General features: G+C 45.3%; 14 protein-coding genes and 1 riboswitch. Of the genes, 4 read left to right on the forward strand and 10 right to left on the reverse strand.

The genetic code is table 11. The features are described 5' to 3' along the window. Positions 1–526: 526 nt before the first annotated feature. Positions 527–982, forward strand: a complete 456-nt coding sequence (locus tag R7P72_RS20905) for an RNA-binding protein (protein ID WP_064354401.1) — start codon at positions 527–529, stop codon at positions 980–982. On the opposite strand, the gene murI is transcribed toward R7P72_RS20905, so the two are convergent. From murI to btuB, 3 genes are read right to left on the reverse strand one after another with little or no spacing between them, the layout of a single operon-like run. Further along, complete coding sequence (gene murI, locus R7P72_RS20910; RefSeq protein WP_064354402.1) at positions 945–1,748, reverse strand: glutamate racemase; 804 nt, start codon at positions 1,746–1,748, stop codon at positions 945–947. The two genes, R7P72_RS20905 and murI, sit on opposite strands and share 38 nt — an antisense overlap. 31 nt (positions 1,749–1,779) lie before the next feature. Beyond that, complete coding sequence (locus R7P72_RS20915) at positions 1,780–2,472, reverse strand: ATPase (protein ID WP_005378675.1); 693 nt, start codon at positions 2,470–2,472, stop codon at positions 1,780–1,782. A 59-nt stretch (positions 2,473–2,531) separates the two neighbouring features. After that, complete coding sequence (gene btuB, locus R7P72_RS20920) at positions 2,532–4,367, reverse strand: TonB-dependent vitamin B12 receptor (protein ID WP_005378674.1); 1,836 nt, start codon at positions 4,365–4,367, stop codon at positions 2,532–2,534. A gap of 55 nt (positions 4,368–4,422) precedes the next feature. Then, positions 4,423–4,623: riboswitch (cobalamin riboswitch) on the reverse strand. 184 nt (positions 4,624–4,807) lie between these two features. Here btuB and trmA point away from each other — a divergent pair. Then, entirely contained in the window at positions 4,808–5,917 is a 1,110-nt protein-coding gene (gene trmA, locus R7P72_RS20925) for a tRNA (uridine(54)-C5)-methyltransferase TrmA (RefSeq protein ID WP_206955044.1), read from the forward strand. 66 nt (positions 5,918–5,983) lie between these two features. Here the strand turns inward: trmA and R7P72_RS20930 are convergent, their stop codons facing one another. Both R7P72_RS20930 and fabR read right to left on the reverse strand, forming a co-directional pair. After that, entirely contained in the window at positions 5,984–6,349 is a 366-nt protein-coding gene (locus R7P72_RS20930) for a YijD family membrane protein (protein ID WP_005378634.1), read from the reverse strand. Then, positions 6,349–6,990 (reverse strand): HTH-type transcriptional repressor FabR, encoded by a 642-nt coding sequence (fabR, locus tag R7P72_RS20935; RefSeq protein WP_005378632.1) that lies wholly within the window; start codon positions 6,988–6,990, stop codon positions 6,349–6,351. The genes R7P72_RS20930 and fabR overlap by 1 nt, the downstream gene beginning before the upstream one ends. 263 nt (positions 6,991–7,253) lie before the next feature. Here fabR and sthA point away from each other — a divergent pair, with 263 nt between their 5' ends. Beyond that, positions 7,254–8,684 carry a Si-specific NAD(P)(+) transhydrogenase gene (gene sthA / locus R7P72_RS20940; RefSeq protein WP_186584596.1) on the forward strand — a complete coding sequence of 477 codons (1,431 nt, stop codon included), beginning with the start codon at positions 7,254–7,256 and terminating at the stop codon, positions 8,682–8,684. A gap of 57 nt (positions 8,685–8,741) precedes the next feature. Here the strand turns inward: sthA and dinF are convergent, their stop codons facing one another. From dinF to lexA, 3 genes are all read right to left on the reverse strand, one after another. Further along, a complete protein-coding gene (gene dinF, locus R7P72_RS20945; RefSeq protein ID WP_213907448.1) occupies positions 8,742–10,091 on the reverse strand; it encodes an MATE family efflux transporter DinF in 1,350 nt (449 codons plus the stop codon). A 55-nt stretch (positions 10,092–10,146) separates the two neighbouring features. Beyond that, complete coding sequence (locus R7P72_RS20950; RefSeq protein ID WP_005378679.1) at positions 10,147–10,941, reverse strand: class I SAM-dependent methyltransferase; 795 nt, start codon at positions 10,939–10,941, stop codon at positions 10,147–10,149. Positions 10,942–11,125: 184 nt separating this feature from the next. Continuing rightward, on the reverse strand, positions 11,126–11,746 hold the full coding sequence (gene lexA / locus R7P72_RS20955) for a transcriptional repressor LexA (protein WP_005378682.1): 621 nt from the start codon (positions 11,744–11,746) through the stop codon (positions 11,126–11,128). 368 nt (positions 11,747–12,114) lie between these two features. Between lexA and plsB the strand changes: the two genes are divergently transcribed. Continuing rightward, a complete protein-coding gene (plsB, locus tag R7P72_RS20960) occupies positions 12,115–14,541 on the forward strand; it encodes a glycerol-3-phosphate 1-O-acyltransferase PlsB (protein ID WP_213907449.1) in 2,427 nt (808 codons plus the stop codon). Positions 14,542–14,605: 64 nt separating this feature from the next. On the opposite strand, the gene ubiA is transcribed toward plsB, so the two are convergent. Both ubiA and R7P72_RS20970 read right to left on the reverse strand, forming a co-directional pair. Beyond that, a complete protein-coding gene (gene ubiA, locus R7P72_RS20965) occupies positions 14,606–15,460 on the reverse strand; it encodes a 4-hydroxybenzoate octaprenyltransferase (RefSeq protein ID WP_005378684.1) in 855 nt (284 codons plus the stop codon). After that, entirely contained in the window at positions 15,461–16,000 is a 540-nt protein-coding gene (locus tag R7P72_RS20970; RefSeq protein ID WP_005378686.1) for a chorismate lyase, read from the reverse strand. Between the last annotated feature and the right edge of the window lie 52 nt (positions 16,001–16,052).

The raw sequence follows: 16,052 nt of genomic DNA on the forward strand, positions 1-16,052 counted from the left end.
AACATTACATAAAGTAATGTTTGAATTGACTGTGCTGAATCCGAAGATTCAATGGTCACTTCGTTTCATTGAAACCTTATTTGATACCGAGGTATCTAATTGGATTATCATCAACGAGTGCCCACACAGATTGATAGGTTCTTATTTTTAAAGAGCTTTTCTAACATTTTCAGCAACTTAGTTGCTCGTCGTTAGGGGTGCGTATCTTACTTCACACCGTGAGAGAGTCAAGCATTTTTTTCAAATTTCTTTTCTCTCAATTCCGACTCGCTGTGTGACTTTCGTCTCACTCCGTGTCGGTGGATGCGCAGTATAGGGAGTTGAGAAATTAGTACAAGCGTTTTTTGCAAAAAAACTTTCAACAGGTCATTAGTTAGCCAAAAGCGTGATATTTGCATATTTCTTCGTCACATTTGAGACATATCACAGCAATTGGTTGGAAAAACACCAACCATATACGTAAGATTCATGTGTCTATTCTGTTAATGGACAATCGATCTCTTTATCACTATGTGTAGTAATTAAAATGACGTCTAAAAAAAATCTGATTTTATGTGTTGGGCTGGCCGTCGTTGGGGGAATCGTCTTCTCTCAAGTCACCATCCCACCAGCCTTGAGTTTTCTCATTGGTGTTATCGCTACTGCTTTTTTATTTTCATTTTCTAGCCAGACACCTTCTATTCAATCAACGGACTCGGATCCATCGACTAAAACTCTGTATGTCGGCAACCTTCCTTATAAGGCCAATGAGAGTCACGTTCGCGATTTGTTTGCTGAATATGGACAGGTCTATGCGGTACGCTTAATGAAAGATAAGCGTACTGGAAAAAGAAGAGGGTTTGGTTTTGTCGTGATGGCTGCGGCAGATGCCAAGCCAGCTATCGCTAAACTTAATGAAAAGGAATATATGGAAAGAACGCTAAAAGTTAGAATTGCGAACGATCCTAAACACCCGGATGGTGGTAAACCAGAACAGGATTAAAACCTAGCTTCTTTAAACAAATGTTCAGTGCATCTTCCTGCCAAGGAGTTGCACTGGCATAAATCGACTTACTTCCCTCTTCCGTATCCTCAATTTCATCACTTAATAGTAATGCTTTTACTCGACGTGCAATGGCTGCACCCGAATCAATTAAAGTAACGTCCCCACCCAAAGCTTGATGAATTTCCTCTTTGATTAAAGGGAAGTGAGTACAACCGAGCACCGCAACGTCTACTTTATCGCGAAGCGGAAGCAGGATTTTTGTCAGTTCGTCTAGAGAAACGCTGTTGCCTCGCAACTTCTCTTCGGCCATATCCACCAAGCGAGTTGATCCCAACAGCTCAACTGGTTTGCCTTGCGCAAAGTCTCGTATTAACTCGTGAGTATATTGGCGTGTTACTGTCGCCGGAGTGGCGATCAGCCCTACCCCTTTTGATGCTAAAAGCGATGCGGGTTTAATCGCAGGGACAACACCAACAACGGGAATCGATAAATTTTCGCGTAAGGAAGGAAGCACTATGGTGCTCGCCGTGTTGCAAGCAATGACGACAATGTCGACTTGGTGTTCTTCGACTAAAGAAGAGACCAGTTGGTTAACTCGTGAAACGAGTACAGCCTGATCGAGTTCACCATAAGGGTAAGCCTGATTATCGAATAAGTATAAGTAGTCTAGCTGGGGCAATAGGCGATGTATCTCTTGGAATACAGAAAGACCACCAACACCAGAGTCAAAAACTAGGACTTTTTTCTTACTTGCTACTCGCACGAGTCTTACCTAAAGAACAGAAACGTTGCGATCATACTGCGTAGATTTGTTTTGGCAATGCTTTAGCATGGTATCTTTGATGGCTGAATCTATCTCCAGATTCTACATCTCGCTTCGTCAACTCGATATGTCCTTGAAAAGATGGCGAAGACGTGACCAATGTGTGAAATTCACCATTTTCCCCACAGGGATCAATTTGACTTGGTAATGACTCTATTAGGGCTTTGTCATACCAGCGACCACACCATTCTGGAGGGAGAACTCTTCCGTCGATGGTGATTAACATAGTTTGAATACCACGCTCTATGATTTCCATCGCTAGTTTTTCGCTGCTCTCCCCTAATAGAGGAAAGACGCATTCCCAGCCAACAGGTTCAATATAGCTGCGTCGGTAATCGGCAATGCCATTACAAAACATATCACCAAATGCGACAGCTTCTATGTTCAGACCACTACTTTGTAATGCATTAACGATGGTCGATTGATAAATGTCGTTACTTGGAAAGATTTCAGGTAGCTCGATAGTAATGAGCGGAAGCGCAAGTAAGTCTGCTTGCATTTGTACGACTTCAAGCGGAGTTGCTTGGAAAGGGACTTCTTTCCCTACGTAAGTCGTGTACAAACCGACAACTTGATAATTTGGATTCTCGTTAAGGCGCTCAAGCGTTAATGTCGAATCTTTACCACTGGACCAACTGATCACCACTCGCTTGGGTTTCTTCATTCGATTTTCCACCACAAAATATTAAAAACCGCCCGAAGGCGGTTTGTGCTCATTCACGATTAGAATTCGTAGCCAACGTTGATATAGTACGCTCGCTCTGCAGCGGGGTAACCTTTTGCCATCTCATACTCTTCATCAAGTAGATTATCGATACGAGCGCTAATAGAGGTCGACTCATTCGGATAGTAAGTCACTGCCGTATCAACCAACGAGTAAGAAGAAAGCGTGATATCTTGTGAAGGCCAAGTGCTGTAATCCACATCTGGACGCTTACCGACGTACTGATAGCTAACCGACCAGTCCACTTTATCGAAGCTCACTAAAGCATTCCACTTATACATTTCTTTAGCGCGACGCTGCAACTGATGCCCTTTATCGTCTTCAGCATCTTTGTAATCTGCACTCAACTGGTGCTGCACAATCCCTGTATCAAACTCAGCAACAAGCTCCACACCTTGGATATGTGTTTCACCATCGACATTCAAATATTTGTACGTGGTTGGATGGTAATCGATAAGATTCGTGATTTTATAGTCATAACCCGTGACGGACCAAAAAACGCCTTGGACATCACCGCTGAATGCTAGCTCCCAAGCATCTGACTCTTCCGGCTTCAGATCTTTCTCACCGTATGTCGGGTCATACTGCTGATATAGGTTTGGAGCCTTAAACGCAGTACCAAAAGAGGCTTTAACCCCAAACTCTGGTACAAACTGGTAACCAGCCGCTAAACTGTAAGTGAACTCACTACCGTATTCTTCATTATCATCAAGGCGAGCACTGCCCTCGAGCATTGCTTTATCAATACTAGTGGTTGCCATACCAAACAGAGCGCCATTGGTACGATCAAACGTTTTATTCGCACTCTTGTCTTTATAAGACTCGTTGCGCCAATCAATACCACCAGCCAACGTCGTATTGTTGTTTAGCAAGTAACTGTTGGTCCACTGGACATTTTGCTGCTCAAGTTCATCTTCAGTACCTGAGTGTTTGCCTTTTGCTTGCTCATAGTTCCAAGACTTCTGTTTCTGTGCTGTTACTTGTAGTTCTGACATCACATTATCAGACTGATACTTACCGCCCAGAGTGACAGAAAGATCGTCTTTTTCTGCTTCGTAGTAACCGCGACTACCGTAGCTGCTGTCATATTGATAAACATTTTCGTAAGCACGTAGGTTACCAAATGCAGACCACTGGTCATTGAAGTTATGCACGTAACCTAGCAGACCATTCTTTGTATCAAAGCCATGGCGATCACCGTCATTAACTCCCGGTACAGGACGAACGTTATAACCATCATCACTTTCACTACCAAGCGCGATATTTAGCTGGCCGCTCTCTGTGACTTTAATACCAGATGCCACACTCAATTCTTGATAATCTAAACTACCTAAACCCGCACTTAACTTCGTTCCTTCTTCGTCAGCACGCGCAATGGTGATGATATTGATCACGCCACCAATCGCTTCTGAGCCGTAAAGTGACGCACGCGCACCACGCACGTACTCAATACGTTGAACGTAAGTAAGTGGGATTTGGTTAAAGTCCACAGCGCCCTTCGCTGCTCGTGCAAAACGTACGCCATCAACCAGTACTAAAACTTGGTCGGAACTGGTTCCACGAACAAATAAAGACGCTAACTGACCACGACCACCATTTTGTGAAACTTGAATTCCGGTAAGGCGACGCAATACATCTGGTAGGGTTTTCGCTTGAATGCGATCGATGTCTTGTCGAGTAACTACTTCGACATCTGCCAACGTACGGCTTTCGGCTTGCTCAAAACGGTTTGCCGTAACAACGATGGTTTCGTCAGTGGAGGTTTCCTGGGCCTGTAGATAAGAGACAGGTGAAAGCAGCGATGCCAAAGTGATCGCCAGTGCGGATTTTCTCATTGTATTGTCCTAAATCGCGTAATTCCTTCCGAGCCCTGTCGTCATGACAGTCCAGTGCTGTGGCTCAGTTGTTGGCAGGTATTCGGACTCAAGAGCACGGGTGTACCGCCTACTTGCTCGACTTCCCACATAAACTAATGCAGTGTCTGATGAGCGTTCGTTCTCTTTTACCGCTGCGCGTCAGTTCTGGATTTACACCAGATTCCCATTTCAGCCATCTAGATTGCTAGATAGCACCAACTTGAGGCAAATATTATTCAGCTATTGATTATTTGTCCAGCCAATATTGCCCTTAGAAGTTGTAACGTTTTGATTGATTTTGCTTTCTACTCTGCCTGTACGCACTATCTTTAAATCAATTCCAGTACAAAACTGGACATCCTATTGAGATTGAATAAAATCTGCGCTCTTAAATTGAATGCACCATAAAAGGTAAGATCATGGCTACTCTTGATGTAAACCCACAACGCTACCAAGAACAACTGGCAGAAAAAGTCGAACGTCTCACGGATATGTTCGCGCCATACAACATGCCAGAACTGGAAGTGTTTGAATCACCAGAGCAGCACTACCGCATGCGTGCTGAGTTCCGTGTTTGGCATGAAGGCGAAGATCTTTACTACATCATGTTCAACCAAGAAACTCGTGAGAAATACCGTGTTGACCAATTTCCTGCTGCAAGCCGTCTGATCAACGACCTGATGCCGCTATTGGTTGAAGCGATGAAAGACAACGACTCACTACGTCGTAAACTGTTCCAGGTGGATTTCCTATCGACACTAAGTGGTGAGATTCTGGTTTCACTCCTTTACCATCGCCAACTTGATGAAGAGTGGATTGAAAACGCGAAAGCCCTTAAACAGCGTTTAAATGATGAAGGCTTCAATCTAAACATCATTGGTCGTGCTCGTAAGATGAAGATTGTCCTAGACCGCGACTACGTTATCGAGAAGCTCGATGTAAATGGTCAGAGCTACATCTACCAACAAGTTGAGAACAGCTTCACTCAGCCAAACGGCAAAGTCGCAGAGAAGATGCTGGAATGGGCGGTCGACTGTACCCAAGAAAGCACTGGCGACCTACTAGAGCTTTACTGTGGTAACGGTAACTTCTCGCTGGCGTTGGCACAGAATTTCGACCGCGTACTGGCAACTGAGCTAGCGAAGCCATCTGTGGTATCTGCACAGTACAACATCGCCGCCAATAAGATTGATAACGTACAAATCTTACGTCTATCAGCAGAGGAATTTACTCAAGCGATCGAAGGTAAGCGTGAATTCCGTCGTCTACAAGATGCAGGTGTAGATCTGGAGAGCTACAACTGCAACACGATTTTTGTCGATCCACCACGTGCTGGGATGGATGTCGATACTTGTAAGATGGTGCAAGGTTACGAGCGCATCATGTACATCTCTTGTAACCCTGAGACTCTAAAAGAGAACTTGGACATTCTATGCGAAACACACAACGTGACGCGTTTTGCTCTGTTTGACCAATTCCCTTATACCCACCATATGGAAGCGGGCGTGCTATTGGAACGCAAAGCGTAACCCACTGCGTCAAATACAAAAAAAGCGAGCTCAATGGCTCGCTTTTTTGTATTTGATTCGTTTTGCTTATTCCGCAGAAGTCTTCTTGCTGACAAAACCTAACTTCTTACCAATCCATGCGAGTAAGATCATTGAAACCATGATCGCAAAGAAGTTTGAGCCTGCTTCTGGGTATTGCGCCTTAATAAACGCAGAGTGGCCAAACGCACCTACGAAGAAACACGCCAAGCCAACTAATGGGATATCTTCTGATACCGGATTATTTAGGTACTCTTGGTAAAGAGCTTGTACAGCCAGTACGAGTGCAATCAATGGGAAGATTGAAAAAGACACTTCACTCATGGTCAACCATGACAACAAAGCATCACCACACATACCTGCAACCAGTGCCAAAATCAGCGTTTTCTTTTCAGATTTATTTCCATTCGACATTATTCTATCCCGCCTTTTAATCGGTTACGTTCACGTTCTTTGCGATACCAATAGGCCCCTTTGGCTATCATTCGCAATTGCATGATCAATCGCTCGGCGAGTTCATCGCGCTCACGTCGATCTAAATCTAAAGCTTCAGCTCCCGAACTGAAAACCAAAGTCACAGACGCTTCTGCTTGAGTATACGCCTCTTCTCTGGTCACGCCGGTGCTCATTAAATACTCGGTTAATTCTGCCGCAAAATGCTGGATTTCTCGAGCAACAGCGGTACGAAATTCAGCAGAAGTGCCGGAGCGCTCACGCAACAACAAACGAAAAACGTTCGGACTACTTTCAATGAATTCCATAAAGGTTTCGACCGAGGTACGAATTACGCTACCTTCTTTCACAATACGTTGACGCGCCTGACGCATCAGTTGGCGTAGTAACAAACCGCCTTCATCGACCATGGTTAAGCCTAGCTCATCCATATCTTTGAAATGACGGTAAAAAGAAGTCGGTGCAATCCCTGCCTCTCGGGCGACTTCTCGCAAGCTAAGGCTGGAAAAGCTGCGATCCGCACTTAATTGACTAAATGCCGCATCGATCAATGATCGACGTGTCTTCTCTTTTTGCTGTGCGCGGATTCCCATCGATTTCATTCTTAACTTGCTCTTTTTCTGTAGGGTACAAGAGCCTCAATATAACGCAATTTGCTCCTACGGAGAAAGATATGTTGCTTCGCTCGCTCTGAGCGCCGAGAACGTTACTATTGGCGTGCATCTAATTGCAATGTTCTCGATGCAATTTATAGACATACAACATACCAAATCACCCTTTTGGTCGATTCTGCGTGATCACTTCCACTCTCTAACAGGCATGACGTGTACCAATAGAGTAAATGAGTTAAAATCGCGCTAAAGCAATGTTAAGCAAATATAACAAGGAAGGCATCATGGCGCATGTTAATCACTATGACGTGATCGTAATCGGTAGTGGCCCTGGCGGAGAAGGGGCTGCAATGGGATTAACCAAAGCGGGACTGAATGTTGCCATTGTCGAGAAAGAAAGCAGTGTCGGCGGCGGTTGTACTCACTGGGGTACTATTCCATCAAAAGCACTGCGTCATGCCGTTAGCCGCATCATCGAATTTAATAGCAACCCGCTATTTTGTCGAAACAACACCAGCGTTCATGCAACATTTTCTGACATTTTAGGTCATGCTAAATCGGTCATTGATAAGCAAACTCGACTTCGTCAGGGCTTTTATGACCGTAACTCATGCACACTTTTGTTCGGAACCGCGCGATTTATCGATAACTACTCAATTGCAGTAATGCAAAGCGACGGCACAGAAGAAATCTATTCAGCGGATAAGTTTGTCATCGCGACGGGTTCTCGTCCGTATCAGCCTAACGACGTAGATTTCTTGCATGAGCGCATCTACGACAGTGATTCCATTTTGAGCCTGAAACACGACCCTCGCCATATCATCATTTACGGTGCGGGCGTTATAGGTTGTGAATACGCTTCTATCTTCCGCGGCCTTGGAGTGAAAACCGACCTTATCAATACCCGAGACCGCTTGTTGGAGTTTTTGGATAACGAAGTGTCAGATGCGCTGTCTTACCACTTCTGGAACAGCGGTGTGGTAATTCGTAATGATGAGACCTATGAAAAAATCGAAGGCACAGAAGATGGCGTGATTATTCACCTACAATCTGGCAAGAAGATGAAGGCAGACTGCTTGTTGTATGCGAATGGTCGAACAGGTAACACCGATAAGTTGAATTTGGGTGCAGTGGGTCTGGAAGCGGACTCTCGCGGACAACTAAAAGTAAACCGTAACTACCAAACCGATATCGAACACATTTACGCTGTAGGCGATGTCATCGGTTACCCTAGCCTTGCAAGCGCCGCTTATGACCAAGGGCGATTTGTCGCACAAGCCATTACGAAAGGTCAGGCAGAAAACTATCTGATTGATGATATTCCAACGGGTATCTACACCATCCCAGAGATTAGCTCTGTGGGTAAAACCGAGCAAGAGCTAACAGCTGCGAAAGTACCGTATGAAGTAGGACGCTCTTCGTTCAAGCATCTAGCTCGTGCACAGATCGCAGGAAAAGACATCGGTAGCTTGAAGATATTGTTCCATCGTGAAACCAAAGAAATTTTAGGGATTCACTGTTTTGGCGAACGTGCCGCGGAAATTATCCACATCGGTCAAGCCATTATGGAGCAAAAAGGCTCAGCGAATAACATCGAGTATTTCGTCAATACCACCTTCAACTATCCAACAATGGCCGAAGCGTATCGTGTCGCTGCGTTGAATGGTTTGAACCGCTTGTTCTAATCTATGCTTCTTGATAGCAGAAAGAAAAACAGCAGGCTTGGACCTGCTGTTTTTATATCAACATTGTGCTAGGAAGGTATCCTTGTGCCATTGGTAGAGAAAGATAACCCCTAAACCAATACCCCGCATCAACATAAAGCTCGTCATTGCAAACCACAGCGCGTGATTTTCCCACTCGGCGAACAAGTAAAAGACAACGAAGAAACTGCTGGTCGCGACAAACATACTATTGCGCATGTCTTTGCCTTTGGTTGCACCGACAAAAATGCCATCCAATAGAAAGCACCACATCGACACAAGTGGCATCACCACCAGCCAAGGTAGATACACCGCTGCTTGCTGTTGTACCGTCTCAATTGAAGTGATCATGGCGATCAACTGCGATCCCGCCAAACCAAAGAGCGCGGTCAGTCCTAAGCAAATAACCAAACTCCAAAAGAAAGTGCCGACAAGCGATGCACTCAATTGTTGCCTATCTTTGGCACCAATCGCCTTCCCGACCATGGCCTCCATTGCATAAGCAAAGCCATCCATGCCATACGAGATAATCATCAGGAAGCTCATCAGAACCGCATTTGCAGCGACAACCTCATCACCAAAGCTCGCACCTTGGAACGTCATAAAGCTAAAAGCCGCTTGCAGACACAAAGAGCGTAAGAAAATATCACGATTCAATTTCACGAATCGCCCTAAACCGTGTTGAGTGCTGGTTAGCAACTTTTGAGGTGATGGTAATTGCCTCTCTCGCCAGGTTTTCCAGACACACATGAGACCAAAACCCATGCCTGAGTAGTCAGCAATCACCGATGCCAGTGCAGCGCCTTCTACTTTCCACCCCAAACCAATCACAAACAACAAATCGAGGACAATATTCGTCACGTTAGTGATGATCACCATCCACATTGGTGCTTTGGAATTTTGCGTTCCGAGCAACCATCCCAACAACACAAAGTTCATTAGCGCAGCGGGGGCACTCCACACTCGGATAGAGAAATATTGCATGCCGTAGTGCTTCACTTCAGCACTGGCGTCACTCCAGCCAAAGATCAAATCAGCAATCGGGTTATGGGCAATAAGGAAGACTAACGCAAACAGCAGCGCCATAAGTGAGCCTTGCATGAACACTAAGGCAAGTTGCTTTCGGTCTTCACCGCCATAGGACTGCGCCGCCAACCCAGTAGTCGACATACGCAAAAAACCAAGCAGCCAAAATGTCACGCTGATCATGGTACTGCCCAACGCAACACCGCCCAAATACCAAGCGTGGTCTAGATGACCAATCACCGCAGCATCGACCAAACCGAGCAATGGAACAGTAATATTCGACAGCACCATAGGTATCGCTAAAGCTAAGACTTGGCGATGAACTTTTGGGTTAGATAAAGGAGAGAAGATTGAATTTGTCACAGGCACCTCATCAGTAAGATCGACGAGTGTACCTGAGCGCTTAACGACTAGCCAATTACCACTTGATATGAACGAGTACTGGCGTGAGGCGATGCTTCAACATTGGAATCTTATTAAGCCAACGCTGCCAAGCTTTCCAACGAGAACAGAATCTATCGAATGGCGAGAAAGCTTTCACCCACTGTGCCCATGGTAACCATTGCAATATCTGTGCTGCAGGCGCTTCAAAGCCATGAGCATAACGATCAGAGCCAAGCTTTTGTCCCCACTTGGTTTCCGTTAAATCTCCTGCCAGCACCATACACAGTTCAGCAGAAACAAAATGTCGACCTAAGGTTTGAATAAATTTCGCGACTTGACGCTCTGTGCAATCGAGCAGTGCCATTTCACATAAAATGAGTACCGGTGCTTGCTCTGGAATGGCTAACGTCTCTAGCCACGACATTTCATCCACACTGCCACAGCGATGTTCATAACGTTCATTTTTGTGGAACAAACGCTGACGCCATACCAAATTTTCCGTCACATCCAGCTCTATCCAATGGCAGCGTCCATTATCCAAACGATAAAAGCGGGTATCCAACCCCGCTCCAACATTGATTATCCAAGCATCGGGATACTGCTGTAAGAAGTGACTAACCTGCTGGTCACAAAGCTGAGTCAGCGTCACGTGCAGCAATTGCTTCTGCGCAATATCACCACTCAAACAATCCGGCGCCATCTTACAGCTCAAACACGCTTTAGCAGCTATCGGATCGTACACCAAGCCATTGTCGACCATGCTTTCACGGCTACGCAATAACAGTGGCTTTAATAAATGGTTAGGAACTTGATGTTTAGACTGAGACATGGGCATTTCCTGCGCCAGAGAGAAAACATAGACATTAATAAAGATGATAATGAATATCAATTACATTATCAAGCTTATAAATTGGTCAAAACAAACAAGGTCAAGATGATGAGCAAGCTTTTGGAGGAAGTAGAAAAAGAGAAAAGACAAAACAGCCCAGATCAACTGGGCTGCTTAAATACACTTACATCCAATCGGTATTACGAATAATACCAACGGCTAAGCCTTCAATCGTAAGGTGCTGAGACGTTAAGTCCACTTGGATTGGGGCAAACTCTTCATTCTCAGCATGCAGTAATATGGTTGAACCTTTGCGCTCCAAACGCTTCACAGTCACATCATCATCAACACGCGCAACGACAACTTGACCGTCTCTCACGTCTTGGGTTTTATGCACCGCGAGCAAATCGCCATCCATAATCCCGATGTCTTTCATACTCTCGCCATTTACACGAAGTAAGAAATCCGCTTGCGGTTTGAACATCGCAGGATCGACTTGGTAGTGCGCCTCTACGTGCTCTTGAGCCAGAATTGGCTCACCCGCTGCGACTTGACCAATCAAAGGCAAACCCTGCTCATCATTGGCTGCGTCTTCAAGCAGGATACGAATCCCACGAGAAGCGCCTGGAATAATTTCAATTGCTTGCTTACGAGCAAGCGCTTTTAGGTGTTCCTCTGCGGCATTCGCAGAGCGGAAGCCAAGCTCACGCGCAATCTCTGCACGAGTTGGTGGCATTCCGGTGTCATCGATTTTACTTTTGATCAAATCGAAGACTTGTTGTTGGCGTGGCGTTAACGGCTTCATGTCTCACCTGTCTTTTTATACAGTTAACTGTGAGTATATCCAGTAAATGCTCAAATGAAAACCCAATTGGTTGTTTTTTAATTTATTTGTGGGGAGCTTTCAGCTTACCGATTAAGTTCATTCTTTATTCGTTTAAAACACCGACTTTTCAGTTAATCAAGTCAAAGCAATAACTTAGGGGTTCGACTAATTTACAGCCAATAAAATTAAAAGGTTTGACCAGTTTCTGGTATCCTTGCAGCGCTTAAATTTTATCGCCTAGGCTTATTTCTATTGCCGTACTCATCTCTTTTTATAGAGAAGACATGCAAAGCGGAAACTGAAATAAGGTTAGGCCTGTTTGAATACCTATTGAGGCTGTGAACTTTATGTCTTCTGGACAATCATTTTCACGTTCATTACTAAAACTACCTTTATCGGTACTGGTAAAGGGCACCGCAATCCCGTCGAACCCGATTGAAGATCTGAACATCGACCTAACTAAACCGATTGTATATGCCCTGCCGTTCCGCTCGAACGTGGATTTGCTGACACTGCAAAAACAAGCCATGAGCCTTGGTCTACCCGACCCGCTCAGCCCGCTGGAAATCAATGGCAAAACGCTGAACCGTTTCGTCTTTATCGCTGCGCGTCCAACTGTGATGAACAACGATAATGATGTCCCAACCGATTCTGTCTCTCTGTTCACTGACTTACTGGAACTGCACAAGCTGAATAGTGAGTTGGATGTTCAAATGATCCCTGCAACCGTGCTTTGGGGTCGTAAGCCAGGTAAAGAAGAGAACCAAAAGCCTTACCTTCAACCGATGAATGGTCCGCAAAAAGCCAAAGCAGTAATGGCGGCGGGACGCGACTGCTTAGTTCGCTTTAGTCCCGTGGTATCTCTGCGTTATATGGCAGACTCTCACGGTACCGACAGCGCAATTGCGCACAAACTGGCTCGCGTGGCGCGTATCCACTTCTCACGCCAGAAACTGGCTGCTTCAGGCCCAAACTTGCCACAACGCCAAGTGTTGTTTGCTCGTTTACTAAAATCTCCAGCTATTGAACTGGCGATTGCTGACGAAGCCAAGAGCAAAAACATCTCGATTGATAAGGCACGTAAAGAAGCCCACGACATCATGGATGAAATTGCTGCCGACTTCTCCTATAGTCTGGTGAAAAACGGCGACCGCATCCTGAGTTGGTTATGGACAAAACTATACCAAGGTTTGCACATCAATAACGCCTCGACTGTGCGTCGTTTAGCGCAAGACGGCCACGAAATTGTGTACGTTCCGTGTCACCGTAGTCACATGGACTACCTGCTGTTGTCTTATGTTTTATACCATGAAGGCATGGTGCCTCCGCACATTGCGGCAGGCATTAACTTGAACTTCTTCCCGGCCGGTCCTCTTTTCCGTCGTGGTGGGGCGTTCTTTATTCGTCGTAGTTTTAAAGGCAACAAACTATATTCAACCATTTTCCGTGAGTATCTAGCAGAGCTGTTTGCCAAAGGCTATTCAGTCGAGTACTTCAGTGAGGGTGGTCGTTCACGTACAGGTCGCTTACTGCAAGCGAAAACGGGTATGCTGGCTATGACCATCCAAGCAATGCTACGTGGTTTAAACCGCCCAGTAACGCTAGTGCCGGTCTACATCGGCTACGAGCACGTAATGGAAGTGGGCACTTACGCGAAAGAGCTGCGTGGCAAACGCAAAGAGAAAGAAAACGCAGGGCTTGTACTGCGTACTCTGCGTAAACTGCGTAACTTTGGTTTGGGCTATGTGAACTTCGGTGAGCCAATTCAGCTCAACCAATACTTGAACGAGCATGCTCCTGAGTGGACGAAAGACATCGACAGCATGGGTGGTAACAAACCACAATGGATGAATCCTGTGGTCAACGACCTTGCTAATAAGATGATGACGCACATCAACGATGCGGCGGCAGCAAACGCGTTGACCTTGTGTGCAACCGCACTGCTTGCTTCTCGTCAACGTGCACTTTCTCGTGACTCGCTGATCAATCAGATCGAGTGTTACTTAAAGCTACTCAAAAATAATCCGTACTCAAGCACCTCCACTATCCCTACCGAAAGTTCTGAGGAGTTGGTCGATCATGCAATTTCGCTTGATAAGTTCGTGATTGAAACCGATAGCATGGGTGACATCATTTCGCTGGACCGTAGCCAATCGATCCTGATGACTTACTATCGCAACAACATCATTCACTTGTTCGCTCTGCCGTCATTAATTGCCCAAATGCTCATTCGTCAGCGCAACCTTTCGGTAGCCAAGATTCAAGCGAATGTCGCGCAAATCTACCCATTCTTGAAGAAAGAGCTGTTCTTAAGTTACCAAGAAGACGAGTTAGATGAATTGGTCGTTAAAACACTGCATGAATTTGCCGATCAGAAAATGATTAGTCTTGATGGTGATAAGCTAGAGATCAATCAATCGAACAACCAGCCTTTGGTTCTGCTAGGTCGTACGATAACTGAAACGCTGCAACGCTACTCTATCGCGATGAACTTGCTTGTTGCTTACCCTGAGCTGGGTAAATCGGACCTAGAGCAGAAGAGCCAAGATATTGCTCAACGCCTAGGGCGTTTGCACGGTATTAATGCGCCAGAATTCTTCGATAAAGGTGTGTTTACCGCGATGTTCAATACGCTCAAACAGCAAAAATACCTCGATAACGATGGTAACTGTGACACGAAGAAAACGCAGCAATTTGCACGGCTACTGTTCACTCTGCTTTATCCAGAAGTGAAACTGACGATAGAAGAGAGTATTCACCAACTTCGGTCGTAACCGTTTTACCTTCGTCCAATAAGAAAAAAGGCATCCAATCGGATGCCTTTTTCTATTTCTTCGCTTACCAAAATGCGACCAGTAACCCTATCGCTATCACCATGCCAACATAATTGTTGTTAAGGAAAGCCTTAAAGCACAACTCACGCTCACGGTGACGAATTAAGTGCTGCTGATAAACAAACAACGACGCTGCAATCAAAAGGGTCCAGTAGTAACTTTGTCCCAATTGGTAGAACTGCCCTAACCAAACCAGCATCGCGAGTGTAATCAGTTGCAACACACCAATAATAAGCTTGTCATGACGACCAAACAGAATTGCCGTCGATTTAATGCCAATCTTTAGATCATCATCTCGGTCTACCATCGCATATTGAGTGTCGTACGCAATGGTCCACAAAGCGTTAATGAGGAACAAAAACCAAACAATCAATGGTAATTCCCCAGTTTGTGCAGCCCAAGCCATTGGAATCGCCCAGCTAAAAGCCAAGCCTAAAAATAGCTGTGGAATATGAGTGTAACGCTTCATAAATGGATAGATGAACGCCAACACAATACCAGCGAAGGATAGCTGAATCGTCAGCGGGTTCATGGTCAGCACTAACAAAAACGAGCTGATACCCAAAACCAAAAATAATCCAATCGCTTCTTTTGCTGTCACTTTCCCTGATGGCAGTGGACGTTGCTTAGTACGCTTTACATGGCCGTCGACTTTGCGATCTGCAAAATCATTAATCACGCACCCCGCACTACGCATTAGGAATACACCCAATACAAACACGATAAATACATCCCAACTCGGCATCCCTTGGGCTGAGATAATTAGCGCCCAAATAGTTGGCCACATCAGTAACAGTGAACCGATCGGGCGATCCATGCGCATCAGTTGCCAATATGCTTTGGCTTTTTCTGCGGACATTTACACTGTCTCCTTAGCGTAAACTGGTGAATTAGATAAGAATAACTCGGCGACTAGCATCGGTTTGTGATTCATCCACAACCTTGAGCGTCGCGCTAACAAACGTCCTTCTGGTACGGCTACCCATCCCATTTGCAAAGAGTCCCGCTCAACGTTATCTGCGCTAAACACAGTTAGTCCTAATGGGATATCCCCTTGTTGAGCCAAATCATACTGCTGATCAACTAAGGTTGAACGAGGAATCAATGTCCGCCCAATAACCCAGTTATTATTGTCACCGCACAAAATTACCTCTCTCAGTAAGCAATCTTGTTCGGACAATAACTGGCTTTCGTCCTGTTTTAATGTCGCTGCAGTGACGATCTGATTTTGTAGCAATTCTACCGTTAACGCTTGGCAGTGCTGTTTTAAACGACGTGACAAAGACCCTTGCTCTTCAAGCCAATGCTTGGCAAATTCATTTGGAAATTCGAATTCTTCGGGGTTTTGCCACTCTACTTCCAATAAAGAAGCAAGATAGAGTGATGTTGGCTGATTCATACTAGTATTCAATTGGAGGCTTTATGCGTACAATAAAGCAACAACTTACCGT

Origin of the sequence: Vibrio sp. Vb0888 (assembly GCF_033338835.1) — a bacterium.
Taxonomy (GTDB): domain Bacteria; phylum Pseudomonadota; class Gammaproteobacteria; order Enterobacterales; family Vibrionaceae; genus Vibrio; species Vibrio alginolyticus.

Coding starts and splice junctions, on each gene's coding strand:
- R7P72_RS20905 (WP_064354401.1), top strand. CDS start 527: ATGACGTCTAAAAAAAATCTGATTTTATGTGTTGGGCTGGCCGTCGTT.
- R7P72_RS20915 (WP_005378675.1), bottom strand. CDS start 2,472: ATGAAGAAACCCAAGCGAGTGGTGATCAGTTGGTCCAGTGGTAAAGAT.
- btuB (WP_005378674.1), bottom strand. CDS start 4,367: ATGAGAAAATCCGCACTGGCGATCACTTTGGCATCGCTGCTTTCACCT.
- trmA (WP_206955044.1), top strand. CDS start 4,808: ATGGCTACTCTTGATGTAAACCCACAACGCTACCAAGAACAACTGGCA.
- R7P72_RS20930 (WP_005378634.1), bottom strand. CDS start 6,349: ATGTCGAATGGAAATAAATCTGAAAAGAAAACGCTGATTTTGGCACTG.
- fabR (WP_005378632.1), bottom strand. CDS start 6,990: ATGAAATCGATGGGAATCCGCGCACAGCAAAAAGAGAAGACACGTCGA.
- sthA (WP_186584596.1), top strand. CDS start 7,254: ATGTTAAGCAAATATAACAAGGAAGGCATCATGGCGCATGTTAATCAC.
- R7P72_RS20950 (WP_005378679.1), bottom strand. CDS start 10,941: ATGTCTCAGTCTAAACATCAAGTTCCTAACCATTTATTAAAGCCACTG.
- lexA (WP_005378682.1), bottom strand. CDS start 11,746: ATGAAGCCGTTAACGCCACGCCAACAACAAGTCTTCGATTTGATCAAA.
- plsB (WP_213907449.1), top strand. CDS start 12,115: ATGTCTTCTGGACAATCATTTTCACGTTCATTACTAAAACTACCTTTA.
- ubiA (WP_005378684.1), bottom strand. CDS start 15,460: ATGTCCGCAGAAAAAGCCAAAGCATATTGGCAACTGATGCGCATGGAT.
- R7P72_RS20970 (WP_005378686.1), bottom strand. CDS start 16,000: ATGAATCAGCCAACATCACTCTATCTTGCTTCTTTATTGGAAGTAGAG.